A 23,625-nucleotide genomic window follows, 5' to 3' on the forward strand; every position below is an offset into this window, starting at 1 on the left:
TAGCCCACTCTTGTACGGTCCGGCGCTTGAGGACAGCGGGCCGGAGGCCGGCATCCCCCGACCGGACCGCCATCCGAGGCGCCGGACCGTACCCGCCCCGGGACCAATCCTCAGGCCCCCGTGGTGGAGCCCGGGCGGGCGATCATCAGGATCGTGACGATCGCCCAGAGCAGGTTGAACACGCCCGTGGACATGGCGAGGCGGGCGGCGATCCGGTGGGTGGTGGGCTCGGTCGTGGTTGCCGTCGTCGCCGTGGTTGCCGCCGGCGTCCCGAGGCCGGCGAGCAGTGTCTGCTGCCGAGGCAGTACGAGCAGCGCCAGGACCGCGGCGGCCAGCGCGGTCAGCACGATCGACACGATCAGCCACGCGCTGCCCAGCACATGCATCTGCAGCGCGACGCCCAGGCCGAAGACCGGGACCACGACGCCGACCACGGCGTAGATCCGGCAGGTCCGGTGCAATGAGCGGGCGACCGCCGCGGCCCGGGCGTCGTGCGGATCCGCCAGCGCGTGGCGGGCGGCGGGCGGAAACATGCTCGCGGCGACGGTCACGGGCCCGATCGCGATGATCGCGGCGATCACGTGGACGGCGAGGAGGAACTTGGTCACGGCCCGAGGCTAGAGGCGGCGTGGGGGCGGGACGAGTGGCAATAGTGACACCTATGCGCGGATTCTCGCCAGCACCACGCACCATGCTCGAGGGCACCACACGCCATGCTCGCCGACGCCCCGCACCATGCTCGAACGCCGTCCGCCCGCTCACCCCCCCCGGCTGGCGGGAATCCGATGGCCACATACATTGCCGCCATGCATACCGTCGCCATCCTGGCCCTCGACGGCGTCCTCGGGTTCGATCTGACCACCCCGGTCGAGGCATTCGGGCGCACCCGGTTGCCGGACGGGCGGCCCGCCTATCGGGTCAAGGTGTGCGCGCCGGAGCCCGGGGTCGACGTCGACGCGGGCGCATTCACGCTGCGTGCGCCGTGGGGGTTGGCGGCGCTGGCCGAGGCGGACACGATCATGGTGCCCGGGCGGGCCGACCCGACCATGCCCGTGCCGGAACACGTCCTGGCCGAGTTGCGCGCCGCGGCGGCCTCCGGGACCCGGATCGCGTCGATCTGCGTCGGCGCCTTCGTTCTGGCCGCGGCCGGCCTCCTGGACGGCCTACGGGCCACCACGCACTGGCTGGCCACCGCCGAACTGGCCGAGCGATACCCGAAGATCGCGGTCGACCCCGACGTGCTCTACATCGACAACGGCTCCATCCTCACCTCGGCCGGCGCCGCCGCCGGGCTCGACCTGTGCCTGCACATGATCCGCCGCGACCTCGGCTCGGCGGTCGCCGCCGACAGTGCCCGGATGTCCGTGATGCCCCTCGAACGGGCGGGCGGCCAGGCCCAGTTCATCGTGCACGAACCACCCGCCCCGGACGGCGCGAGCCTGGAACCACTGCTGTGCTGGCTGCGCGAACACAGCGAGCGCGAACTCCTCCTCGACGACATCGCCGCCCGAGCCGGCATGAGCGCCCGCAGCCTCAACCGCCACTTCCGCCAGCAAACCGGCACCACCCCGCTGCAATGGCTGTACCGAGTCCGAATCAGCCGCGCCCAACACCTCCTGGAAACCACCACCCACCCGATCGACCGAATCGCCGGCCAAACCGGCTTCGGCTCCCCAACCGCCTTCCGGGACCGCTTCAAACGCATCACGGGCACCACCCCCAACGCCTATCGCCGCGCCTTCCAATCCCGCGTCCGCCCCGGGCCCTCGACGGACCGGTGAACCGGGCCCGGGCGGGGCAGGACAGTCATCGTGGCGCCGGCCGGCCGGGTGTGCCGGAGGCGCGGTCGACGAGGAGAGGTACAGGTGCGCGCGATGACACTCGACGCTTCCCGGGAACCGGACGACGCGTGGTGGAAGTCCGCCGTCGTGTATCAGATCTATCCGCGCAGTTTTGCCGATTCGGATGGGGACGGGGTCGGGGATCTCGCCGGGATCACCGCGCGGCTCGATCATCTTTCCGGGCTCGGGGTGGACGTGTTGTGGCTGTCGCCGGTGTATCCCTCGCCGCAGGACGACAATGGCTACGACATCAGCGACTATCGGGACATCGAACCGCTGTTCGGCACGCTGGCCGACTTCGATCGGCTGCTCGCGGCGGTGCATGAGCGCGGGATGCGGCTGGTGATGGATCTGGTGGTCAATCACACCTCGGACGAGCACCCGTGGTTTCGGGAATCGCGCGAAGGGCCGAACAGCGCCAAGCGGGACTGGTATTGGTGGCGGGCCGGGCAGCCCGACGGTGGTGGGCCGCCGAACAACTGGGGGTCGTTCTTTTCCGGGTCCGCGTGGCAGCTCGACGACGCGAGCGGCGAGTACTACCTGCATCTGTTCTCGGCCAAGCAGCCCGACCTCAACTGGGAGAACCCCGAGGTCCGGCAGGCGGTTTACGCGCTGATGCGGTGGTGGCTCGATCGGGGCGTGGACGGGTTTCGGATGGACGTGATCAACCTGATCTCGAAGGATCCGAGGCTGCCGGACGGTGTGTTGCTCGGCGACGGCGCGTTGCTCGGCGACGGGCCGCACGGGAACGGGCCGTACGGGAACGGGCCGTACGGGAACGGGCCGTACGGGAACGGGCCGTACGCGAACGGGCCGTACGGAGACGGTTCGCCGTACTACGTGAGTGGGCCGCGCGTGCACGAGTATCTCCGGGAGATGCATCGTGAGGTCTTCGCCGGCCGGCCCGAACGGCTGCTCACCGTCGGCGAGATGCCCGGGGTGACATTGGAGCACGCCCGGTTGTTCACCGATCCGGCGCGTGGCGAGGTGGACATGGTCTTCCAATTCGAGCATGTGGGGCTCGACTTCGGGCGGCACAAGTTCGACGTACGGCCGCTGCGGCTGACCGCGCTCAAGGAGTCGCTGGGCCGCTGGCAGGCCGGGCTGGCCGAGGTCGGCTGGAACAGCCTGTACTGGAACAATCACGATCAGCCGCGGATCGTCTCGCGGTTCGGCGACGACGGGCCGGCGTATCGGGCCCGCTCGGCGACCATGCTGGGCACCGTACTGCACCTGCATCGGGGCACGCCCTACGTCTATCAGGGCGAGGAACTGGGCATGACCAACGCGCCGTTCGCCTCGATCGAGGACGTGCACGACATCGAGGCACTCGGCCACTACCGGCAGGCGGTGGGCGCGGGCGAGGACCCGGAACGGGTGCTGACCGGACTGCGCGCGCGGGGGCGGGACAACGCGCGTACGCCGATGCAGTGGGACGCGTCGGCGCACGGCGGGTTCACCACCGGCACGCCGTGGCTCCCGGTCAATCCGAACCACACCACGATCAACGCGGCGGCGGCCGTGGCCGATCCGGACTCCGTATACCACCACTACCGGCGGTTGATCGCCCTGCGGCACAGCGAACCCGCGGTCGTACACGGCGACTTCGCCATGCTGCTTGGCGATGACGAACGCCTGTACGCGTTCACCCGCCGCTATCGGGACACGACGCTGCTGGTGCTGGGCAACTTCACCGGCGCTGCGGTGCCGCTGCCGGTCGAGCTCGCGGGGGCGTGGGCGGGCGTGCCGCTGCTGATCGGCAACGTGGCGGAGGCCGATCCGGCGGTGCTGGCGCCTTGGGAGGCACGCGTGCTGCGCCGGGTCGATCCCGGCGAATAGGGTGATTTTGTTGTGGATCGGTGAGTGTTGTGGATTTCAGGGCGGATACTTGGGGCCTACCTAAGGGATCTCCCATGATTCGCAGGAACCGCATGACGCTCGGGATTCTTGGCTCATCGCTCAAGGAGAACGAGCACCGACTGCCGGTCCACCCACTGCACGTCGAGCGCATCGCGCCGGATGTGCGCGAATATCTGTTCCTCGAAGAGGGGTACGGCGAGCGCTTCGGCGTCGCCGACGCGGAACTGATTCGCCATGTGGCCGGGCTGTTGCCGCGTAAACGATTGCTCGCGGAGAGCGACGTGGTGTTGTTGCCGAAGCCCACCCACGAGGATGTGGCCGCGCTGCGCGACGGTCAGGTCTTGTGGGGCTGGCCGCACTGTGTGCAGGACCCGACGATGACTCAGCTCGGCATCGATCGCAAGCTGACGATGATTGCCTGGGAGGAGATGAACCACTGGACCGCGGCGGGCGCGTTCAGTGTTCATGTGTTCCACAAGAACAACGAACTGGCGGGCTACTGCTCGGTGTTGCACGCACTCGCGCTGGGCGGCGCAACCGGGAGCTACGGCCGCCGGATGCGGGCCGCGGTGCTCAGTTTCGGGGCTACGGCGCGCGGCGCGGTGATAGCCCTGGAGGCGATGGGCGTGTCGGATGTGACGGTGTTGACCGCGCGGGACGCGGTCGCGGTGGCCTCGCCGATGCCCTCCGTGGTGATGGGTCACTTCCAGTTCGGCGAGGACGACCCGTCGCGGTTGGACGCACTCACCGAGGATGGGCCGGTGCCGCTCGGTACCCACCTTGCCGGCTACGACATCGTGGTGAACTGCATCCGGCAGGACACTGACGCGCCCTTGACGTTCGTGCTGAACCGGGATCTGCCGGAATATCGGCCGGGTTCGTTCTTCATCGACGTCTCCTGCGACGACGGCATGGGCTTCGAATGGGCCCGACCGACGACCTTCGAGGAGCCGGCGTTCACCGTCGGGGACAACTGCCACTACTACGCGGTCGACCACAGCCCGTCCTACCTGTGGGATTCGGCGACCTGGGAGATCAGCGAGGCGCTGATCCCCTATCTCGGCACGGTGATGGACGGTCCGGCGGCATGGGACGCGGACCCGACGATCGCGAAGGCGATCGAGATCCGGGACGGGGTGGTGCGGAACCCGAAGATCCTGAGTTTTCAGGGGCGTTCGGCCGAGTATCCGCACTTGTCGGCGGCGCCGGCGGTGGGTTTGGCGAGCTGAACGAGGCGAGTTTGAATGAGACGAGATTGAACGAGAAACGAGAAAAGCTGAACGAGAAGAGCTGAACGAGACGCTGGACGAGACGGCCCGAAGGCCCTCGCACGTTCCTCGTGCGGGGGCCTTCGGGCTGCCGTGTGTGTGGGTGTGCAAGGGGTGGTGGCCTGCTACTTCTCCGGTCCGGTGCGGCGGTGCGAGCCGCCGGTCTGTGGTTGGTGGGCGGGGTCGGCGGTCCAGGTGGTGCCGGCCTCGTCGGTGGCCGGCGGCTCGTGTTGGCGGCGATCGGCGCGGGCCTCGGCCGGTACCGCACGCTCGCGGGCGGCCGTGTCGACGACGGCGCGACGATTGTGGTTGCGGCGGGCTCGGTTCAGCCGGGCCTTGCCGCCCATCATCAGCAGGCCGAGGCTGAAAATCAGGCCCAGGGCCAGGCCCGAACAGAAGATCGCCAGCGAATTGAGCGTGACCAGATCGGTATTGAAGATGCCGACCGTGTATTCGGGTCCGCCCGACGTGTTGTAGGCGATCAGCAGAGCCGCGAACGCTGCGGCGCCTGCGGCGAGCAGCAGTCCCAGAAGGAACATGACGTCATCCCTTGTGTCGAGAGGGCGATGATCTTTCCCCCCTCCCCGCAGACGGCGCATACCCGACCTTCGTTCGCTCACACGAGCGAACAGGTCACGTGGTGGGAGCGGTTCGCCGGGCGGGTCGTAGGGTCGATCCGCCACGCTCGCCGCCCGGAGGGAATGCTCGTACCATGCGCCTCGCCTTTGCCGGATTCGCGCACAGCCATCCGTTCACCGACGCCGGGGTGGCCGGTGAGCTGGGCGTATCGGAGCTGCACGGGTGGGACGGCGGGGAGCCGGCGCGGTTCGCGGCGGCGACCGGGTCGGTCCTGGTGCACCCGGACACCCGGTCGGAGGACGTGGGCGCGGTACTGGCGTGCGCTACGGAAGCGGCGGCGCCGGCTCGCGGGTGACCGGGGGCGGCGTGGTGGCCTTGCGCAGGACCGGAAGCGAGGCCAGCAGCAGGATCGGCAGGAGCAGGAACGCGGTACGGACCGGCATCAGGTCGGTGGCCAGGCCGAGCAGGAACGGCGCGCCGCCCGCGGCCAGCGTGGTGGCCAGGGCGAGGCGGGAGACGGCCAGGTCCGCGCGGCTGCCGGCGGCGCGGATCGCGGCCGCGGTGGCCAGCGGGAACTGCACGGACATGCCCAGCCCGGAGACGAACAGGCCGGCGTAGGCAAGCCACGGCACGGTGGCCGACCAGAACGCGGTGAAGCCGACCAGGTTGACCACCACGGCCCCGGCGTAGAGCCGATCCAGCGGTACGCGCAGGGCGAGCCGACCGCCGACGAGCCGACCCAGGCACAGCCCGGCGACGACGGCGGTCATCGCGGTGGCCGCGGCGCCTTCGGACATGCCGGTACGGTCGCGGAGCAGCGTGGAGGCCCACAGGGACAGCGAGAACTCGACGGCGACGGAGCACACGCTCAGCAACCAGGCCCACCAGTAGGCGGGCGGGAGCGGGCCGGCGGCGGCGGGCTCGCGCCGTTGCCGATGGGGTTCGGGGGCGCCGGCGGGGCTCGCGGGGTCGGGTTGCTGCGGCGGTACGCGGGGCAGGATCGCGGGCTCGGCGGCGTGGCGGGTGATGGCGGGGTTGGCGGCGTTGGCGGGCTCGGTCCGGTTCGGGAGGCCGATTGGGGCCGTGGGTCCGAGTGCGTCGCGGGTGGCGGGCGAGTTCGCCTGGTCGGTCCGGTTCGCGGTGCTGATCGGGGGCGCGGCTGCGAGTGCGTCCCGGCTGCCGGTTGGGTTCGCGGGCTCGGCGGTGTGGTGGGTAGTGGCGGGGTTGCCGGATGCGGTCCGGCTCGCGGGGCCGATTGGGTTCGCGGGCTCGGCAGTGTGGCGGCCGGCGACCGGGTCGGTCGGCTTGGTTTGGGGCGGTATGCCGATCGGGGGCGTGGTTTCGGGGCCCTCTCTGGTGCCGACCGGGCTCGGCCCGGCGCTTGGTTTCGGCGTCCGGATCGGCTCCGGGGCTTGGGCCGGGCCCGGAATGGGGGTTCGGCCGAGGGTGATGGCAAGGGTGGCGAAGAGGACGGGGACCAGGTACATCGCCCAGCGCCAGCCGGGGCCGGACGAGTCCAGCACGCCGATCAGCAGCGGGGCGATCATGCCGACACCGGCGGCCAGGCCGTTCGCCTCGTTCAGGGCACTCGGGCCGGCGGCCGGGCCGTGGTGGTCGGCGAGCGCCGTACCGGCCACGTTGACCACGAGGAAGGCGCCGAATCCGCACAGGAGGGCCGCGCTGAGCGACACCGCCGGCGTACCGGCCGCGCAATACGCCGGTACGCCCACGCTGAGCAGCGCGCAGCCGGCCCACAACGTGCGCCCGCGACCGAAGCGGCGCATCGGGCGATCGCCGAGCAGCGCGATCAACACCCCGGCCGCGGCGTACGCCGTGCTGTGCAGCGCCGCGACCGCGTTGCCCAGGCCCAGGTCGTCGCCGAGCAGCGTGACGGACGGGCCGAAGCAGTAGAGGAAGTAGCCGAAGGCGGCCATGTGCAGGTAGAGCAGCCAGGTCGCACGGTCCCGGACCAGCCCCGGTATCGAGCCGGTGGTCACGTGAAATCGCCCACAGTCGTTTGTCCTCGTCCGCATCGTGTGGGCCCCATCGCGGATGCACCCGCCCCGCCGGGATCGTATGCGACGCCCACGGGCCTGGCGGCGCGGGTGATGGGGGCGGGCCGGGACGGCTCGGGCCGGTGCGCGTGCGGAGCCGGCCTCCGGCCTGGTGTCCTCAAACGCCGGACGGGCTGGGTTGGCCCGTCCCGACTTGGGCCGACTCGCAGTGCCGACGCGGTCGGGGCGGGGCCGGCCTCCGGCCTGGTGTCCTCAAACGCCGGACGGGCTGGGTTGGCCTGTCCCGACTTGGGCCGACTCGCAGTGCCGACGCGGTCGGGGCGGGGCCGGCCTCCGGCCTGGTGTCCTCAAGCGCCGGACGGGCTGGGGTTGGTCCGTCCCGGTCCGAGCCCGCCTCGGATGTCGACTCCGCCGGGAGGGGGCCGGCCTCCGGCCTGGTGTCCTCAAACGCCGGACGGGCTGGGTTGGCCCGTCCCGACTTGGGCCGACTCGCAGTGCCGACGCGGTCGGGGCGGAGCCGGCCTCCGGCCCGGTGTCCTCAAGCGCCGGACGGGCTGGGGTTGGTCCGTCCCGGTCCGAGGCCGCCTCGGATGTCGACTCCGCCGGGAGGGGGCCGGCCTCCGGCCTGGTGTCCTCAAACGCCGGACGGGCCGGCGTTCCTCAGCCCGGCGCCCCCCGCCAATGGCTTCGGAGCAGTGCCTCCGCCGCGCCGTGCGGGTCGGTCGGGGCTCTGCCGTCGGTGCGGATGTGGTCGAGGCCGAGGAGGGCGGCGCCTACCACCGGTGGGGCCGTGGCTACTCGGAGGATGGCTCTTGGGGCCGAAGCGTGGATCTTCTTATCGACGGCGGCCATCAAGGTCGGGGGTTCCGCGGCCAGGACGCCGCCGCCCAGGACTACGTCGGCCGCTTCGGCCAGGAGGTCCAGGCGGCGGAGGGCGGTTACCGCCATCACCGCGATCTCGCCGGCTTGGCGGTCGACCACCTCCTCGGCCACCGGGTCGCCCGCCTCGGCCACTCGGAAGAGGAGGGGGACGAGTTCGTGGAGGCGTTCGGCCGGGAGTTCGCCCAGGTGTACCGCCTCGGCGACGGCCGTGGCCGAGGTCAGGCCGAAGTGGTCGGCCGTCGCGGCGGCCAGCGCGGTGGACCGGCCCCGGCCGTCCTCGGCGCGGACCGAGGACCACATCACCTCCTCCATCAGGCCGATCCCGCCGCCCCAGTCCCCGGTGATCCGGCCGAGGGCCGGGAAGCGCGCGGTACGCCCGTCCGGCAGCAGGCCCACGCAGTTGATCCCCGCGCCGCACACCACCGCGACCCCGCGCGGCGCACCCGTACCCGAGCGCAGCACCGCGAAGGTGTCATTGCCGACGGTGACCGTGCGGCTCCACCCCCGGTCCTCGAACTCCTTGCGCAGCCGCAGCTCCTCCACCGGCAGGTCGATATTGGCCAGGTAGGCGGCCACGTGCTCCACCGGGCCGACCCCGGCCGCCGACCGCAGTACCTCCTCGACCAGCGCGGCGATCACCTCGACCGCCGCGTCCTGGCCCAGTACGTACGGCGTGTAGCCGGGACCTCGGCTTCGCCCCCACACCCGACCGGCCGCGTCCACCACCGCGACGTCCGTCTTCGAGTTGCCCGCGTCGATCGCGAGCACCGCCGGGACGGGCGCGATCACCGCGCCCACGGGAGGTGCTCCTTGCCCGCGGCAAGCAGCCGATCGGTGAGCGCCTCGGCGATGTCGTACTGCCCGACCAGGGGGTGTGCCAACAACGCCGTGAACACCCGATCCCGGCCACCGCGCAGCGCGGCGTCCAGGGCCAACTCCTCGTAGGCCGCGACATGCGCGATCAGCCCGGCCTGCAACGCCCCGACCGGCGCCACCGGCAACGGCGTCGCGCCGCTCGCCTCGATCCGGGACTGCACCTCGATCACCGCGTCGTCCGGGAGGAACGGCAGCGTGCCCCGGTTGCGTACGTTGGCCACCTGGACCGGGTCGACGCCGTGGCCGCCGGTGCCGAGCAGCGCGGCGACCAGCGATACGGCCGCCTCCGAGTAGTACGCCCCGCCGCGCTGCTCCAGCAGTGCCGGCTTGGTGTCCAGGGTCGGATCCGCGTACAGCGCGAGCAGTTCGTGCTCGATCGCGGCCACCGCCTGGGCCCGGGACTCGGTGTGCCGCTGCTCGGAGACCACCGCGTCGTGCGCGTAGAAGTAGCGCAGGTAGTAGGAGGGGACGGTGCCCTGACGGTACATCAGGTCCACCGGCAACTCGATGTCCGCGGCGATCGCCGCCCCGTGCTCGGCAAGCAGGCGCGGCAGCAAGTCCGGGCCCGGCTCGCCCTGTTCGTCCAGGACGTGGACACCGCGCTCCCAGGTCAGGTGGTTGAGCCCGACATGGTCGAGCCGGATCCGATCCGGCGGCAGTTGCATCAGCCCGGCGAAGCGGCGCTGGAAGGTGATCGCCACGTTGCACAACCCCACCGCGCGATGCCCCTCGTCGAGCAGGGCGCGGGTGACGATGCCCACCGGGTTGGTGAAGTCCACGAGCCACGCGTTCGGCGCGGCCCGGCGCACCCGTTCGGCCGCGTCGAGCACCACCGGCACGGTCCGCAGCGCCTTGGCCAGGCCGCCCGCGCCGGTGGTCTCCTGCCCCACGCAGCCGCAGTCCAGCGGCCACGCCTCGTCCTGCGCGCGGGCCTCCTGACCGCCCACCCGGAGCTGGAAGAGCACCGCGTCGGCGTCCTCGACCCCCGCGTCCAGATCGTCGGTGAGCACGACCCGGGCCGGGTGTCCGTACCGGGCCAGGATGCGGCGGACCACCGCGCCGACCGGCTCCAGGCGTTCGAGTACCGGGTCGACCAGGACCAACTCGTCGACCGGCAAGGTTTCGCGCAACCGGCCGAGGCCGTCCGCGAGTTCGGGAGTGTAGGTGGACCCACCGCCCACCACCGCAAGCTTCAACCCTTTACTCCCGTCAATGTCACGCCCTCGATGAACGCCTTCTGGGCGAAGAAGAACACGAGGATCACCGGCGCCATCACCAGGAGGGTGGCGGCCATCATGAGGTTCCAATTGACCTGGTGTGCGCCCTTGAACGACTCCAGGCCGTAGGACAACGTCCACGCGCCCGGATTCTCCGAGGCGTACACCTGTGGTCCGAAATAGTCGTTCCAGCAGTAGAAGAACTGGAACAGCGCGACCGCCGCGATCGCCGGCCGGATCATCGGCAGCACGATCGAGATCAGGATGCGCAACTCGCCGCACCCGTCCACCCGGGCCGCGTCCAGGTATTCGGACGGGATGGTGAGCAGGAACTGGCGAAGCAGGAAGATGGTGAACGCGTCGCCGAAGGCCATCGGGATGATCAGCGGCCACAACGTCCCGGTCAGGTGCATCTGCTTGGCCCAGAAGATGTACATCGGGATGACGATCACCTGCGGCGGCAACATCATCGACGAGATCACCAGCATCAGCGCCACGCCCCGGAAGCGGAACCGGAACTTGGCCAGCGCGTAGGCCACCGGCAGGCTGGAGATCACCGTGAACAGGGTGCCGAGCCCGGCGTACATCAGCGTGTTGCGCCACCACGTGCCGAAGCCCGGGGTCTTCATCACCTTGGTGTAGTTGCCCCACTCCCAGGAGGTGGGCCACAGGTCGCTGGTCAGCGCCTGCTTGTTGCTCATCACCGAGGTCAGGAACAGGAACACGAACGGCAGGGTGAAGAACAGTACGGCGGTGACGGCGAGCGTGTGCACGCCGATCCAGGACAGTACGCGCTTGCGCCGCTGCGGGCGCGGCGGCGTCCGGGCGGGCGCGAGCGGCGGCGCGAGGCCGACCTGCTCGGCCGCGACGGTCTGGGCCATGGATCCCATCCCTTCTGGGCACGGTGGTTCGTCGAACTCGGGGGTCGGGCAAGGGGGTTCGGGTGCGTCAACCGACGACGCGGAACGGCGCTCGGTCCGCGCTTCATCGGCGCTCGCGCTCGGCGCTCAGTCGTCGTCCAGGAGGCCCGAGCGGCGGCGCAGCAGGACGAACGTGAAGGACATCGCGAGGGCGAACAGGATCAGCGAGATCACGCACGCCGCACCGGTGTTGAAGCTGGAGAACCCCTCCTGGTAGACGAGTTGCGGCAGGGTCAGCGTGGTGCCCTGCGGATAACCCGGTTCGAACGGCTGGCCGGAGTTGCCGATGATGCCGCTGGCCACCTTCCCGGCCACCATCGCCTGCGTGTAGTACTGCATCGTCTGGATCACGCCGGTGACCACGGCGAACAGCACGACCGGGGTGATCGCCGGCCAGGTCACGTAGCGAAAGCGCTGCCAGGAGCTCGCGCCGTCCAACTCGGCCGCCTCGTACTGCTCGCGCGGCACGTCCAGCAGCGATGCGGTGAAGATCACCAGCAGGTCGCCGATGCCCCACAGGGCGAGCAGGGTGAGCGCGGGTTTGGACCAGTCCGGGTCGGTGAACCAACCCGGTTGCGGCAGACCGACGTTGCCGAGGAGGTGGTTGACCGGCCCGGTGCCGGGGTTGAGCAGGAAGGCGAAGCCGATCGTGGCGGCCACCGGCGGGGCCAGGTAGGGCAGATAGGACAGCGTGCGGAACAGCCCCGACCCGCGCTTGAGCCGAATCGCCAGCATGCCCAGGCCCAGGCCGAAGATCACCCGCAGGGTGACCATCACCACGACCAGCCACAGCGTGTTGCGCAGCGCCTGCCACAGTTGCGGGTAGTCGTTGAGCACGTAGTCCCAGTTGCGGGTGCCCACCCACACCGGCGGGTTGATCAGGTCGTAGCGGGTGAACGAGTAGTACACGGTCGCGCCGAGCGGATACGCGAAGAAGACCGAGAAGCCGATCAGCCACGGGGACAGGAACGCGAGCGTGCGCAGGTTCCGCCGGCGGCGCTGCCTGCGCAGCGCCGCCGGGACCTTCGCCGCCGCGGGGGCGGTGATGGTCATCGGATCACTTGACCTGGGCCACGTCGGTGTCGATCTGCTTGTCCAGATCGGCCAGTCCCTTGCTCGGGTCGCCGCCCGAGCCGGACTCCCACTTGTACGCGAACTCCTGGAAGGTCACCTGGTACTTGCCGCCGTTGGGGCTGGCGGGCGTGGTGTTGCTGGCGGGGTGCTTGAAGGCGTCGAGGAACGGCTTGAAGTGCTCGTCGCCCGCCAACGGGGAGGCGGCCAGCGCGGCGTTCGTGGTGGGCACGTTGTGGATCGCCTGCGAGAAGCTGTTCAGCGCGTCCGTGTCGGTGGTGACGAACTTGACGAACTCCCAGGCCGCGCGCTGGTGGTGGCTGGACTTGGCGATCCCGATGGTGGTCCCGGTGAGGTAGCTGCGGCCGTACTTGTCGAGCTGGTCGTCCGGGACCGGGAACGGCGCGGTGCCGTAGTTCAGGTTGGGCGCGTTCTCCTTGATCATCGCGGTGCGCCACTCACCGTCCATGGTCATCGCGATCTTGCCGCTCATGAACGGGTTCTCCGCGGAGAACTCCTGGCCGAACGTGGTGCGGAACTTCTCCAGCTTGTCGAACCCGCCCTGGCTCTCGATGAATTGCTTCTGCCAGGCGAGGAACTTCGGCACCGTCGGGTCCTTGGCCAGGTTCGACTTGCCGTCGGGGGTCTGGTAGGTCGGACCGAACTGGGCGAGCGCGTGCGCCGGGGTGAACTCGTAGGCGTGGAAGGTGGGTACGAAGCCGGCCACCTTGAACGTGCCGTCGCCGTTGAACTGGTTGAGCTTCTTGGCGGTCTCGGTCAGCTCGGTGAGCGTCTTCGGGGGTCCTTGGATGCCCGCTGCGGCGAACATGTCCTTGTTGTAGTAGAGCCCGTAGGAGTCGGCGAGCAGCGGCAACGCACAGCGCTTGCCCTGGAATTGGGTGTAGTCCAGGACCGCCTTGGGGAAGGTGGCGACCGGGTCGATGCCGGACTGGGCCAGCCAGGGGGCCAGGTCGGTCCAGGAGCCGGAGGTACAGAACTGGCCGACGTTGTCCGTGGTGAACGAGGAGACCACGTCCGGGCCCTTGCCGGAGCGGATGCCCTGGGTGATCTTGTCGTCGGTCACGTTGTCGGTGATCTTGACGGTGATGTTGGGGTGTGTGGCGTTGAACTTGGCGACCAGGTCGCGGACCGCCTTGGTCTCGCTCTCGGCGCTCCAGCCGTGCCAGAAGCTGATGGTGACCTTCTTGTCGGGCGCCTCGGCGGCGCCGGTGCCGGACCCCGAGCCGCCGTCGTCGCCGGCGCACGCGGAGGCCATCAGGGCGAGCGTGGCGGCGCACGCGAGGGTCGTGATGGAACGACGGAGCCGTGGGAGTCTGTGCACTGGATCCTCCTCCGGAGATGGCGGCGGCGCGGCCGGGACGTACTGCGCCGAAGGCGTTGCGGTGTAACGGCGGAGCGGCTACCTCGAACTGCGGGGCGGTGCGGGGGACATGCTGCGATGCGCGGACTTCGGGTGCGGTGGGCCGATGGCGCTGGTGGTACGCGTGGGGGACCGACGGGCTGCGGCGGGGGCGAGCGTCGGTGGTGGGGTGGTGATGCGGCGGTGCGTCAGGTCGTGGTGAACACGACGTCGCGGGCTACGTCGAGGGCCGCGTGTACGGCGCCGGCGAGGACGGGGTTGGCGGGTACGTCGCCGAGTACGACGCGTGGACGCGGGATCGCGAGGCGGTGCAACTCGTCGACCACGCGGGAGCGAAGTGCCTCGCCGCCGGCCATCGGGATGGCCCCGGACAGGACCACGAGTCCCGGATCGAGCACCGAGACGATCACCGCGATGCCCACCGCGAGCCGGTTGGCCAACTCGTCCAGGAAGGCGCCGCCGCGTGATTCGGCCGCCCGGACCGCCCGGGCCACCGCCTGCGGCGCGGTCCGACTGCCCACCCCGTAGGCACGGGCCAGGGACAACACCGCCGGAGCGCCCGCGAGTTGCTGGAAGCCGCCGGTGTTGCGGCGGCTGACGTCGTGCGGCAACGGCGCGCCGGGCATCGGCATGTAGCCGACCTCGCCCGCACCACCGGTGGCCCCGCGATGCAGTCGACCGCCGAGCACGATCGCGCAGCCGATCCCCTCGTCGACCCACAACAACACGAAGTCGCCGCCGTCGCGGGCCGATCCGTCGCGCTGTTCGGCGAGCGCGGCGAGGTTGACGTCGTTTTCGACGTCCACGGTCAGACCGAGTTCCTCGCGGACCAGGTCCAGCACCCCGGGGGAGTGCCAGCCCGCGAGGTGGCGGCCGTAGCGGAACTGCTCGGTGGTCGGGTCGAATGCGCCCGGGATGCCGATCACCACGTGCGCCAGATCGGCCAGGTCGAGTCCGGCGGGCTTTGCGGCGGCCCGGACCGCCTCCCGGATCCGGCCCGGCGTATCGGCCGCTTCCCGGCGCGGGGTGGGCAGTTCGTGCTCGCCCACGACACGCCCGGTCAGGTCGGCGATGGCCACCCGGATCCGGGCGGGCGTGACGTCCAGGCCCGCGACGTGGCCCGCCGCCGGGTTGATCTCGTACAGCTGGGCACCGGGCCCTCGGCCGCCCTCGGTGGTGCCGACCCCGACGACCAGGCCGGCCGCCTCCAGGCGGGAGAGCAGCTGGGAGGCGGTCGGCTTCGACAAACCGGTCATCGAGCCGATCTGGCCTCGGGACAGCCGCCCGTGCCGCAAGAGGAGTTCGAGCGCGGCCCGGTCGTTGATGGCCCGCAAAAGGCTCGGCCGCCCGGCCTGCTCCCGCCCGGACGCTCCCGCGCCGCGCTCGGTGCTCCCGGCCATGTGCGGTCTCCCTTTCGCCACTGTTAGGAAACCTTCCTAAGAGTTGTAGAGGAAATTAGGCCCGCTCTCTCGGCACTGTCAAGGGTGTCCGGCAAGGTCTTTCCCCTTGTCCGGCAAGGGAATCGGTGGTGAAGCCCGGACGCGGGCAGCCGACGGGCAGCCGACGGGCGGTCGACGGGCAGCCGACGGGCGGTCGGCGGGCGGTCGGCGGGCGGTCGGCGGGCGGTCGACGGTCGGCCGGCGCGGCGATCGGCGGGTCCGGAACGGACTGCTGCCCGGCGGGCCGGGTTCGGCCTACCGGGCAGCAGAGTGGCTACCTAACGGGTCGGTTCGGGTCAGCAGGGGCCGAGGTCGACCCAGACGCCCCATTGGCCGGTGGTTCCGGGGGTTTCGCCCTGGGTCCACCACTTGGCGCGGTAGGTGTGGCCCTGGTAGGAGACCACGCTGCCGTTGGTGTAGATCGCGTTCTCGTCCCACGCGGGTGCGGTGCAGTTGCCCGGACCGCCGCCGCCGACGGTCAGCGTGTACTGCGCGCTGTGGGTGGTGCTACCGGAGCCGGTCACCGTCACGGTGTACGTACCGGCCGTCGCCGTCGAACTCGCCGACAACTTCAGCGTGGAACTGGCACCCGACTGCACGGTGCCCGGGGTGAACTGCGCGGTGACGCCGCTGGGCAGACCCGAGGCGGCCAGGGTGACCGTCTGCGCCGTGCCGCTGGTGGTCGCGGTGTTCACCGTGGTGCTCACATTGCCCCCGGGCGAAACCGTGCCCGAGGTCGGGTTGAGGGCGAGGGAGAAGTCGGGGTTGCCCGGACCCCCGCCGCCCACGGTCAGCGTGTACTGCGCGGTGTGCGTGGTGCTGCCGGTCGCGGTCACCGTCACCGTGGAGGTGCCCGCCGCCGCCGTCGAACTCGCCGACAACTTCAGCGTCGAGCTCGCGCCCGACTGGACGCTGCCCGGGGTGAACTGCGCGGTGACACCGTTCGGCAGGCCGGAGGCGGCCAGGGTGACCGTCTGCGCCGAGCCGCTGGTGGTCGTGGTGTTCACCGTGGTGCTGACGTTGCCGCCGGGCGAGACGGTGCCCGAGGTCGGGTTGAGGCTGATCGAGAAGTCGGGGTTGCCCGGACCGCCGGTGCAGGTCGGGTCACCGGACTGGGCCGGCAGGCTGACCGCGTCCCAGGCCGCCTTGGTCTTCTTGAACAGGTCACAGGTCGGGTCGAGCGCCTTGGCCGAGCTCAGGGTGGCGGTGCGGTAGCGCTTGTACGACATCCCGCTGGTCTTGAGCAACATCGCGCCGTAGAAGACCTTGCCGGCCTGCTGGACACCGGCCCCGGTGAGGGTGGTGTTGTTGCAGGTCGGGCTGCTGGGCTGGCCGTTGGAGGGGCTGGTGCCCTCGGCGAGCAGGTAGAACCAGTGGTTGAGCGGCCCGGCCGCCTTGTGCACCTCGGTGCTGGGGATGGAGGAGCTGTAGCAGTCCGGGTCGCCGTTGGTGGACGGCTTGTACATGTAGCGGATCGGGCCGTTGCCGACCAGGTTGACCATCTCGCCGACGGTGAAGTTCGGCGTGTTGTACGGCGCGGGCTCGTTGGTGTACCACTCGGTCAGCGCGCCGAAGATGTCGCCGGTGCCCTCGCCGAGTCCGGCCTCGCTGCTGGTGCCGCCGGGGGTGAACTGGTCGATGCCGTGCCCGAATTCGTGGCCCACGACGTCCATCGCGGCAATCCACTGGTTGGCCTGGTTGTGGCCGATCGAGATGGACGAGCCGTCCCAGTAGGCGTTGACGTCGTTCAGGCCGACCTTGACCGGCCAGCTCCCGCCGTTGCCGTCGTGGCCGTTGCGGCCGAGCCAGTCGCGCAGCATGTTCCACTCGTGCTGGGCCGCCCACAACGCGTCGACACAACCGGTCTCCCGGGTGGCGGCCTGGCCGTCGCCCCACGAGTCGCTGGACTTGCTGAAGACCTGACCGGTGTCGTAGTCGGAGCAGCTCAGGCCGGGCCGGGTCGGGTCGCTCAGCTCGTACGAACCACCCGCGTTGGTGGTGTCGATGTTGAGCGGGTTCGGGCCGTTCCACTCACTGGTACCGCTGCCGGCCTTGACGTCGTCGTAGGTGTCGAGGACCTTGCCGGTGCTCGCGTCGACGAAGACGTGCAGCCTGCTCGGCGCGGTCGTGGTCCGACCGGCGACCACCGTCTCCCAGGCCAGCGCGCTGTTGCCGTCCTTGACCCGGACGACCAGGCGGTGCGACTCCACCTTGTTCACCAGGGCGAGTTGGGCCTTGGACGTGCTCTCGGCGTCGCCTGCCGCGATGCTCGGTTGGGTGGTGACGGCTATTCGTGCGTCGGTGGCGTTCTGGGTCGCGCGGATCCGGCCCTTGCCGTCGGCCAGCACGACCGCGTCGCCGCCGACGACCGGGATGCCGCGGTAGGTGCGCTCGTAGGCGACGGAGAACAGGTCGTTGACCCAGGGGGTGACGAGCTGGCGTTGGTACTGCTCGTCGGACCCCTTGGCCAGGTTGTCCAGGCCGCTGTTGACCGCCCGGTCGGCGGCGGATATCGCGATTGCCTGGTGGTCGGTGGAGGGCGGGGAGGAATCGGCGCCGGCGCCGGCGGAGGAGGGGCCGGCCGCGCTGATCGCCAATCCGGCGAGCATGGCCAGGACGGTCCCGGCCGTGGTCGTTCTGCGGTTCATCGAGGCTCCTTGGGTGGGGGCATACCTCGACCACGTCGCCGGTCCGCGCCGCGTACGCCTTGTGGGCGATGCGGGCGACCGTGCGGACCGGGTTCGTGCCCGAGCGAGCGAAACACTCACACGGGTTCGGGGCCCGGTGAAGTGGGCCGCAAAAACCGGCGAATTCTGGCAAACGCGGGTTGGCGAGCGGGATCGGTGGCGAAACGGTTCGGCTCGTTGGCGACCTGTCTGCGGCCTTATCGGTGGCTTGTCTGCGGTTTGTCGTGGCCGGCTCGCGGCCGGCCTGCGGCCGGCCGTCGGCGCGGATCCGGATGATTAGCGACGAAATATCGGGCAACTCTCAAGATCCGGCAAACCGTCCGGAATCAGGACGCCGTACGGAGTACATCGATCCGTACGGAGGCGCGCCGATCCGCACGGCGCGCACCGATCGGCAGGAGGCGGGCGTTGGCCGGCACCACATCGGCGACAGGGCGTTCGAGTGGGGGTGCCTACTCGGAGAATCTCGGCCACGTCATCTTCATCACGGCCGCCGCCGCGATGGGCGGTTTCCTCTTCGGTTACGACAGTTCGGTGATCAACGGCGCGGTGGAGGGCATTCGGGGCAAGTTCACCCCCGGGTCGAGTCTGCTCGCGCAGGTGGTCGCCGCCGCACTGGTCGGTTGTGCGATCGGGGCCGCGGTGGCCGGGCGGATCGCGGACCGGATCGGCCGGATCCGGGTGATGCAGATCGCCGCCGTGTTGTTCGCGGTCAGCGCGGTCGGCTCGGCGTTGCCGTTCGCGCTGTGGGACCTGGCGATGTGGCGCGTGTTCGGCGGGACGGCGATCGGGATGGCCTCGGTGATCGGCCCGGCGTATATCGCCGAGGTCGCGCCGCCCGCGTACCGGGGCCGGCTCGGCTCGTTCCAGCAGGCCGCGATCGTCACCGGGATCGCCGTCTCGCAGTTGGTCAACTGGGGGATCCTCAACCTGGCCGACGGCGATCAGCGTGGGAAGTTGCTCTTTGGCCTGGAGGCGTGGCAGGTGATGCTCGGCGTGATGGTGATCCCGGCCGTGTTGTACGGCCTGTTCACCTTCACCATCCCCGAGTCGCCGCGCTTCCTGTTGTCGGTCGGTCGGGTCGAGCAGGCGAAGAAGGTGCTTGCCGAGGTGGAGAGCGACGACGTCGATCTGGACGCGCGCGTCGCGGAGATCGAGGAGGCGATGCGCCGCGAACACAAGTCCACGTTCGGGGATCTGTTGGGCGGCGGTGGCTTCGTCTTCCTGCCGATCGTGTGGATCGGCATCGGGCTCTCGGTGTTCCAGCAGTTGGTGGGGATCAACGTGATCTTCTACTACTCGGCCTCGTTGTGGCAGTCGGTGGGGATCAACCCGAACAGCTCGTTCCTGTACTCGTTCACCACGTCGATCATCAACATCATCGGCACCATCATCGCCATTTCGCTGGTCGACCGGGTGGGCCGCAAGCCGCTCGCGCTGGTCGGCTCGACCGGCATGGCGCTCTCGCTGGGCACGGTGGCGTGGGCCTTCTCGGCGCGTACCGGGCAGGGCAAGTCGATCAAACTCCCGAACACCGAGGGCACTGTCGCGCTGATCGCGGCCCACTCGTTCGTCCTGTTCTTCGCGCTGTCGTGGGGCGTGGTGGTGTGGGTCTTCCTGGGCGAGATGTTCCCGAACAAGATCCGCGCGGCGGCGCTCGGCGTGGCCGCGTCGGCGCAGTGGATCGCGAACTGGGTGATCACGGTGTCGTTCCCGACCCTGTCGGACTGGGATCTGTCGGCGACGTATGTGATCTATGCGTGCTTCGCGGTGTTGTCCATCCCGTTCGTACTGAAGTTCGTGCAGGAGACGAAGGGCAAGACGTTGGAGGAGATGGGCTGAGGGCCGCTCTGTTGGTTGGCTTCAGTCCAGGTCGCGGCGGCGCAGCGCGGTCAGGCCGGCGGCCGGGAGCAGGAGTGCGAGGGCGAGCAGCCAGGCGTACGGGGTGGCGGTCACGTCGGCGCCGGGCAACTTCGGGAGGTGGCCGAAGGGGGACACGTCGAGCACGGCCTGGGGCAACTTGAGTGCCGGGCCGAGCCAGCCGAGCGCGATCACCAGGCCGACCAGGCCCCAGACGGCGGTACTCAGGCGGGGCAGCGTGCCGACGATCAGGACGGCCAGGCCGGTCATCACCCACACGGCGGGTGCCTGGGCCAGTGCGGCGAGCAGGATGCGGGGGAGTTGGCCGGATACGTCGCCGACGGTGATGCCGTACGACAGGCCCATCGCCAGGCCGCCGCCGGCAAGGATGGCCAGGGCGCCGGCGTACGCGATCACCAGGTGGCCGCCCGCCCAGCGGAGCCGGCCGACCGCGCCGGCGAGCAGCGGTTCGGCCCGGTTGCCGGTCTCCTCGTCGCGCAGGCGCAGTACGGCGGCGGCGGTGAACAGTACGCAGATCAGGCCGAGGATGCCGAGCAGTGTGGACAGGAACGCGTCGGTCAGGTCGGTGTGGCCGCCCATCCGGCGGAACAGGTCACGGGTGCCGGTGTTGTCCCCGACGATGTCCTTGGCGCCGTCGGCGATGCCGCCGAACACCGCACCGCCGAACGCGAATCCGACCACCCAGGCCAGCAGCGAGCCACGCTGGAGCCGCCAGGCCAGGCCGTACACGCCGGCCAACGACGCGGGCGCCGAGGCGGGTCCCGGGCGCGCCGGGATGAAGCCGGCGCCGAGGTCGCGGCGGTCGGCGAGGGCGTAGGCGAGTGCGATGCAGCCGGCGGCGAACGCGACCGGCAGCAGGAGGACCCACCAGCGGTTGTCGGCGAACGGGCGGACGTTCTCGGCCCAGCCGAGGGGGGTCACCCACAGGAGTGGGTGACTGGTGTCGGCGGGGCTGTTGCCGGCCGTGCTGCTGTTCGCCGCGTCGCCGGAGGCGCGCAGGACGAAGGCGATGCCGAGTGCGGCGGCGGCGATGCCGCGGGCCAGGCGGGTGTTCTCGGTGAGTTGGGCGGCGACCGCGGCGATGCCGGCGAAGACCATGCCGGTGAGCGCGACGACGGCGCCGAACGCGAGGGAACCGGCGGCCGATTGGCCCGCGCCGCGCAGGATCGCGGTGAGCAGGACGAGGAACAGCACGTTGGCCGCGGCGGCGGTGGTCAGGGCCGCGGTCAGCGGCGCCCGGCGGCCCAACATCCCGGCGGACAGCGCCTCCTGACGACCCGTCTCCTCTTCCTCGCGGGTGTGCCGGATGACCACGAGCAGGCTCATCAGCCCGGCCAGGAGGGCGATCGTGCCGCCGACGCGCCAGACGGTCAGGCCGCCGAAGGAGTCGGCGTGGACCGCGCCGTAGAGGGCGCGGAACGAGCCGTTGGCGTTCATGTCGTCGGCGATCTTGGCGCGTTTGGCGGCGGTGTCGTAGAGGTTTTCCAGGGAGCGTTCGGTGCTGGAGATGGTGGTGACCAGGACCAGGATCCAGACCGGGAGCAGTACGCGGTCGCGCCGCAGCGCGAGCCGGATCAGCATGCGGGTGCCGGTGAGGTGGTGGGCGGAGCCGGTGGGCGCGGTGGTCAGGGTGGCGGCGGTCATCGGGACACCCCCTCGGTGGCGCTCGGGACCTGGGCGTTGTCGGCGGCGGCGTCGGCGGCGGCGTCGGCGGTGCGGTAGTGCCGGAGGAACAACTCCTCCAGGGTGGGCGGGTTGCTGGTGAGGCTGCGCACGCCGATCTCGGTGAGGCGGCGCAGGATCGGGTCCAGGTACTCGTTGTCGACCTGGAGGATGACGTGGGCGTCGGTACTTGTCTCGACGCCGGTCCCGACGCCGGTCCCGACGCCTGTTTTGACGCCGGTTTTGACGCCTGTTTTGACGCCGGTCCCGGTGCTCGTCCCGGTGCTGGTCTCGATGTCGTACACGCCGGGGAGGTCGGCGAGGCCGGCGGGGCTGCCGCGTAGTTCGGCCCGTACCGTGGTGCGGCTCAGATGGCGCAGCTCGGCCAGCGAACCGGACTCCACGGTGCGGCCGTTGCGGATGATGCTGACCCGATCGCACAGCACCTCGACCTCGGCCAGGATGTGGCTGGAGAGCAGTACGGTCCGGCCGCGCTCGCGCTCCTCGGCGACACAGGCCCGGAAGACGTCCTCCATCAGCGGGTCCAGGCCGGAGGTGGGCTCGTCCAGGATCAGCAGGTCGGCGTCCGAGGCGAACGCGGCGACCAGGGCCACCTTTTGCCGGTTGCCCTTGGAGTAGGCGCGGCCTTTCTTGGTCGGGTCCAGTTCGAAGCGGGCGAGTAGTTCGGCGCGCCGGGCCGGGTCCAGGCCGCCGCGCAGTCGGCCGTACAGGTCGATCACCTCGCCGCCGCTGAGGTTGCGCCACAGGGTGACGTCGCCGGGGACGTAGGCGATCCGCCGATGCAGTTCGACCGCGTCGCGCCAGGGGTTGCCGCCGAGCAGGGTGACCGCGCCCCGGTCGGCGCGGATCAGGCCGAGCAGGATCCGGATGGTGGTGGATTTGCCTGCGCCGTTCGGGCCCAGGAAGCCGTGTACCTCGCCGGCCGCGACGTCGAGATCGAGACCGTCGAGGGCGTGCGTGCGCCCGAAGGACTTGTGCAGACCGCTGACACTGATCGCCGTGTTCATATTTCAGAAGGTACGCTTCTTTCAGGAAGTTGTGAAGTTAAGAAATCTCAAGAATCATGTACGGCGGGGCGGCGAGCGGAGGGATGCGAATGCGACACGACGAGCCGGTGACGACGACGCCGGGTGCCGGCGGGAGCGGTGGCGAGGGCAGGGGCGAGGGTGGAGAGCGGGACGAGGCGGATGTCGCGCGATACATCGAACGTTTCGCCGCCGAACTGACCGAGGCCGGCATGCAGCGCATGGGCGCGCGCGTATTCGCCGCGCTGCTCGCGGCCGACTCGGCGAGCATGACCTCCGCCGAACTGGGCGAGACGTTGCAGATCAGCCCCGCGGCGGTGTCCTCGGCGATCAGCTACCTGTCCGGGCTGCGGATGGTCCACCGGGTACGCGAGCCGGGCTCGCGGCGGGACCGCTACTGCCTCCAGGACGAGCTGTGGTACGCCACATACGGCGAGCGGGACAAGCTCCTGGCCCGCTTCGAGGTGATCCTGCGAGAGGGCGCCCGAGCCTTGGGCCCGGAGACACCGGCCGGCACCCGGGCCCAGGAATCGGCGGAATTCTTCGCCTTCCTCCAGGCCGAGTTCGTGGGCATGATGGCCCGCTGGCGCGCGCGGCGGGGGGCGGAGGGCGGGGTTTGAGGGCGGGGGTTGGGGTTGGGGTTGAGGGCGGGTGGGGTTGGTTGCGGCTTTGACGGCCTTGTGGGTGGTGGGTGAGGGTCCGTGCCCGGTGCCCGGGATCGGGATCGGGATCGGGTGTCGGGGTGCGGGGAGTGGGGACCGCGTGCTGGGTGGCGGACGCCGGCCTGATGCCGGGACGTCACCAAACCCAGCCGGTCCGGCGTTTGAGAACACCGGGCCGGAGGCCCGTTGCACCCCAGCTCGGTCGGCGTGTGAGACCGGTTGGGGTGGGGCGGGCGAACTTCAGCCGGTCCGGCGCTTGAGGACCTCGGGCCGGAGGCCGGCTTCGTCCGAGTTGGATCGATGTGTGAGACGGCTGGGGTGGGGCGGGCCACTTTCAG

The 23,625-nt window shown here is 70.5% G+C and carries 18 protein-coding genes; 6 read left to right on the forward strand and 12 right to left on the reverse strand.

Going from position 1 to position 23,625, the window contains the following annotated elements:
* Nucleotides 1-110: 110 nt before the first annotated feature.
* Nucleotides 111-608 carry a DUF2269 family protein gene (locus ABIA38_RS36385; RefSeq protein WP_424643234.1) on the reverse strand — a complete coding sequence of 166 codons (498 nt, stop codon included), beginning with the start codon at nt 606-608 and terminating at the stop codon, nt 111-113.
* Between the two features lie 198 nt (nt 609-806).
* On the opposite strand from ABIA38_RS36385, the gene ABIA38_RS36390 reads away from it, so the two are divergent.
* The 3 genes from ABIA38_RS36390 (at nt 807) to ABIA38_RS36400 (ending at nt 4,930) form a co-directional block, all read left to right on the forward strand.
* Nucleotides 807-1,781 carry a GlxA family transcriptional regulator gene (locus ABIA38_RS36390; protein ID WP_424643235.1) on the forward strand — a complete coding sequence of 325 codons (975 nt, stop codon included), beginning with the start codon at nt 807-809 and terminating at the stop codon, nt 1,779-1,781.
* A 93-nt stretch (nt 1,782-1,874) separates the two neighbouring features.
* Nucleotides 1,875-3,680 carry a glycoside hydrolase family 13 protein gene (locus ABIA38_RS36395; RefSeq protein WP_424643236.1) on the forward strand — a complete coding sequence of 602 codons (1,806 nt, stop codon included), beginning with the start codon at nt 1,875-1,877 and terminating at the stop codon, nt 3,678-3,680.
* Nucleotides 3,681-3,772: 92 nt separating this feature from the next.
* The gene (locus tag ABIA38_RS36400; protein WP_424643312.1) at nt 3,773-4,930 is read left to right on the forward strand and encodes a N(5)-(carboxyethyl)ornithine synthase; all 1,158 of its coding nucleotides are present in this window, start codon (nt 3,773-3,775) and stop codon (nt 4,928-4,930) included.
* 164 nt (nt 4,931-5,094) lie between these two features.
* Here ABIA38_RS36400 and ABIA38_RS36405 read toward each other — a convergent pair whose 3' ends face one another.
* Nucleotides 5,095-5,508, reverse strand: coding sequence for a hypothetical protein (locus ABIA38_RS36405; protein WP_424643237.1), 414 nt, complete (start codon nt 5,506-5,508; stop codon nt 5,095-5,097).
* 173 nt (nt 5,509-5,681) lie between these two features.
* Here ABIA38_RS36405 and ABIA38_RS36410 point away from each other — a divergent pair, with 173 nt between their 5' ends.
* Entirely contained in the window at nt 5,682-5,903 is a 222-nt protein-coding gene (locus tag ABIA38_RS36410) for a hypothetical protein (RefSeq protein WP_424643238.1), read from the forward strand.
* On the opposite strand, the gene ABIA38_RS36415 is transcribed toward ABIA38_RS36410, so the two are convergent.
* From ABIA38_RS36415 to ABIA38_RS36450, 8 genes are all read right to left on the reverse strand, one after another.
* A complete protein-coding gene (locus tag ABIA38_RS36415; protein WP_424643239.1) occupies nt 5,872-7,545 on the reverse strand; it encodes an MFS transporter in 1,674 nt (557 codons plus the stop codon). The two genes, ABIA38_RS36410 and ABIA38_RS36415, sit on opposite strands and share 32 nt — an antisense overlap.
* A 678-nt stretch (nt 7,546-8,223) precedes the next feature.
* Nucleotides 8,224-9,243, reverse strand: a complete 1,020-nt coding sequence (locus tag ABIA38_RS36420) for an N-acetylglucosamine kinase (RefSeq protein WP_424643240.1) — start codon at nt 9,241-9,243, stop codon at nt 8,224-8,226.
* A complete protein-coding gene (locus tag ABIA38_RS36425) occupies nt 9,231-10,517 on the reverse strand; it encodes a 6-phospho-beta-glucosidase (protein WP_424643241.1) in 1,287 nt (428 codons plus the stop codon). The genes ABIA38_RS36420 and ABIA38_RS36425 overlap by 13 nt, the downstream gene beginning before the upstream one ends.
* Nucleotides 10,514-11,419, reverse strand: a complete 906-nt coding sequence (locus ABIA38_RS36430; RefSeq protein ID WP_424643242.1) for a carbohydrate ABC transporter permease — start codon at nt 11,417-11,419, stop codon at nt 10,514-10,516. The genes ABIA38_RS36425 and ABIA38_RS36430 overlap by 4 nt, the downstream gene beginning before the upstream one ends.
* A gap of 126 nt (nt 11,420-11,545) precedes the next feature.
* Nucleotides 11,546-12,511 carry a carbohydrate ABC transporter permease gene (locus ABIA38_RS36435; RefSeq protein ID WP_424643243.1) on the reverse strand — a complete coding sequence of 322 codons (966 nt, stop codon included), beginning with the start codon at nt 12,509-12,511 and terminating at the stop codon, nt 11,546-11,548.
* Nucleotides 12,512-12,515: 4 nt separating this feature from the next.
* Nucleotides 12,516-13,805 carry an ABC transporter substrate-binding protein gene (locus ABIA38_RS36440; protein ID WP_424643313.1) on the reverse strand — a complete coding sequence of 430 codons (1,290 nt, stop codon included), beginning with the start codon at nt 13,803-13,805 and terminating at the stop codon, nt 12,516-12,518.
* Between the two features lie 293 nt (nt 13,806-14,098).
* The gene (locus tag ABIA38_RS36445) at nt 14,099-15,310 is read right to left on the reverse strand and encodes an ROK family protein (RefSeq protein WP_424643244.1); all 1,212 of its coding nucleotides are present in this window, start codon (nt 15,308-15,310) and stop codon (nt 14,099-14,101) included.
* A 335-nt stretch (nt 15,311-15,645) separates the two neighbouring features.
* On the reverse strand, nt 15,646-17,997 hold the full coding sequence (locus ABIA38_RS36450) for a M4 family metallopeptidase (protein ID WP_424643245.1): 2,352 nt from the start codon (nt 17,995-17,997) through the stop codon (nt 15,646-15,648).
* A 447-nt stretch (nt 17,998-18,444) separates the two neighbouring features.
* Between ABIA38_RS36450 and ABIA38_RS36455 the strand changes: the two genes are divergently transcribed.
* Complete coding sequence (locus tag ABIA38_RS36455; RefSeq protein ID WP_424643246.1) at nt 18,445-19,878, forward strand: sugar porter family MFS transporter; 1,434 nt, start codon at nt 18,445-18,447, stop codon at nt 19,876-19,878.
* A gap of 21 nt (nt 19,879-19,899) precedes the next feature.
* Here ABIA38_RS36455 and ABIA38_RS36460 read toward each other — a convergent pair whose 3' ends face one another.
* Nucleotides 19,900-21,561, reverse strand: a complete 1,662-nt coding sequence (locus ABIA38_RS36460; protein WP_424643247.1) for an ABC transporter permease — start codon at nt 21,559-21,561, stop codon at nt 19,900-19,902.
* Nucleotides 21,558-22,607 (reverse strand): ATP-binding cassette domain-containing protein, encoded by a 1,050-nt coding sequence (locus ABIA38_RS36465; RefSeq protein WP_424643248.1) that lies wholly within the window; start codon nt 22,605-22,607, stop codon nt 21,558-21,560. Before ABIA38_RS36465 ends, ABIA38_RS36460 begins: the two co-directional genes overlap by 4 nt.
* A gap of 89 nt (nt 22,608-22,696) precedes the next feature.
* Here ABIA38_RS36465 and ABIA38_RS36470 point away from each other — a divergent pair, with 89 nt between their 5' ends.
* Nucleotides 22,697-23,245: a GbsR/MarR family transcriptional regulator gene (locus tag ABIA38_RS36470; protein WP_424643249.1), complete on the forward strand. Its 549-nt coding sequence runs from the start codon at nt 22,697-22,699 to the stop codon at nt 23,243-23,245.
* Nucleotides 23,246-23,625: the final 380 nt, after the last annotated feature.

This window comes from Embleya sp. AB8, assembly GCF_049739465.1.
Taxonomy (GTDB): domain Bacteria; phylum Actinomycetota; class Actinomycetes; order Streptomycetales; family Streptomycetaceae; genus Embleya.

Bases quoted from the DNA above. Each gene is read 5' to 3' on its own strand.
- ABIA38_RS36465 (WP_424643248.1), bottom strand. From the start codon at position 22,607: ATGAACACGGCGATCAGTGTCAGCGGTCTGCACAAGTCCTTCGGGCGC.
- ABIA38_RS36445 (WP_424643244.1), bottom strand. From the start codon at position 15,310: ATGGCCGGGAGCACCGAGCGCGGCGCGGGAGCGTCCGGGCGGGAGCAG.
- ABIA38_RS36390 (WP_424643235.1), top strand. From the start codon at position 807: ATGCATACCGTCGCCATCCTGGCCCTCGACGGCGTCCTCGGGTTCGAT.
- ABIA38_RS36440 (WP_424643313.1), bottom strand. From the start codon at position 13,805: ATGGCCTCCGCGTGCGCCGGCGACGACGGCGGCTCGGGGTCCGGCACC.
- ABIA38_RS36450 (WP_424643245.1), bottom strand. From the start codon at position 17,997: ATGAACCGCAGAACGACCACGGCCGGGACCGTCCTGGCCATGCTCGCC.
- ABIA38_RS36470 (WP_424643249.1), top strand. From the start codon at position 22,697: ATGCGACACGACGAGCCGGTGACGACGACGCCGGGTGCCGGCGGGAGC.
- ABIA38_RS36430 (WP_424643242.1), bottom strand. From the start codon at position 11,419: ATGGCCCAGACCGTCGCGGCCGAGCAGGTCGGCCTCGCGCCGCCGCTC.
- ABIA38_RS36435 (WP_424643243.1), bottom strand. From the start codon at position 12,511: ATGACCATCACCGCCCCCGCGGCGGCGAAGGTCCCGGCGGCGCTGCGC.
- ABIA38_RS36395 (WP_424643236.1), top strand. From the start codon at position 1,875: ATGACACTCGACGCTTCCCGGGAACCGGACGACGCGTGGTGGAAGTCC.
- ABIA38_RS36460 (WP_424643247.1), bottom strand. From the start codon at position 21,561: ATGACCGCCGCCACCCTGACCACCGCGCCCACCGGCTCCGCCCACCAC.
- ABIA38_RS36410 (WP_424643238.1), top strand. From the start codon at position 5,682: ATGCGCCTCGCCTTTGCCGGATTCGCGCACAGCCATCCGTTCACCGAC.
- ABIA38_RS36405 (WP_424643237.1), bottom strand. From the start codon at position 5,508: ATGTTCCTTCTGGGACTGCTGCTCGCCGCAGGCGCCGCAGCGTTCGCG.
- ABIA38_RS36400 (WP_424643312.1), top strand. From the start codon at position 3,773: ATGACGCTCGGGATTCTTGGCTCATCGCTCAAGGAGAACGAGCACCGA.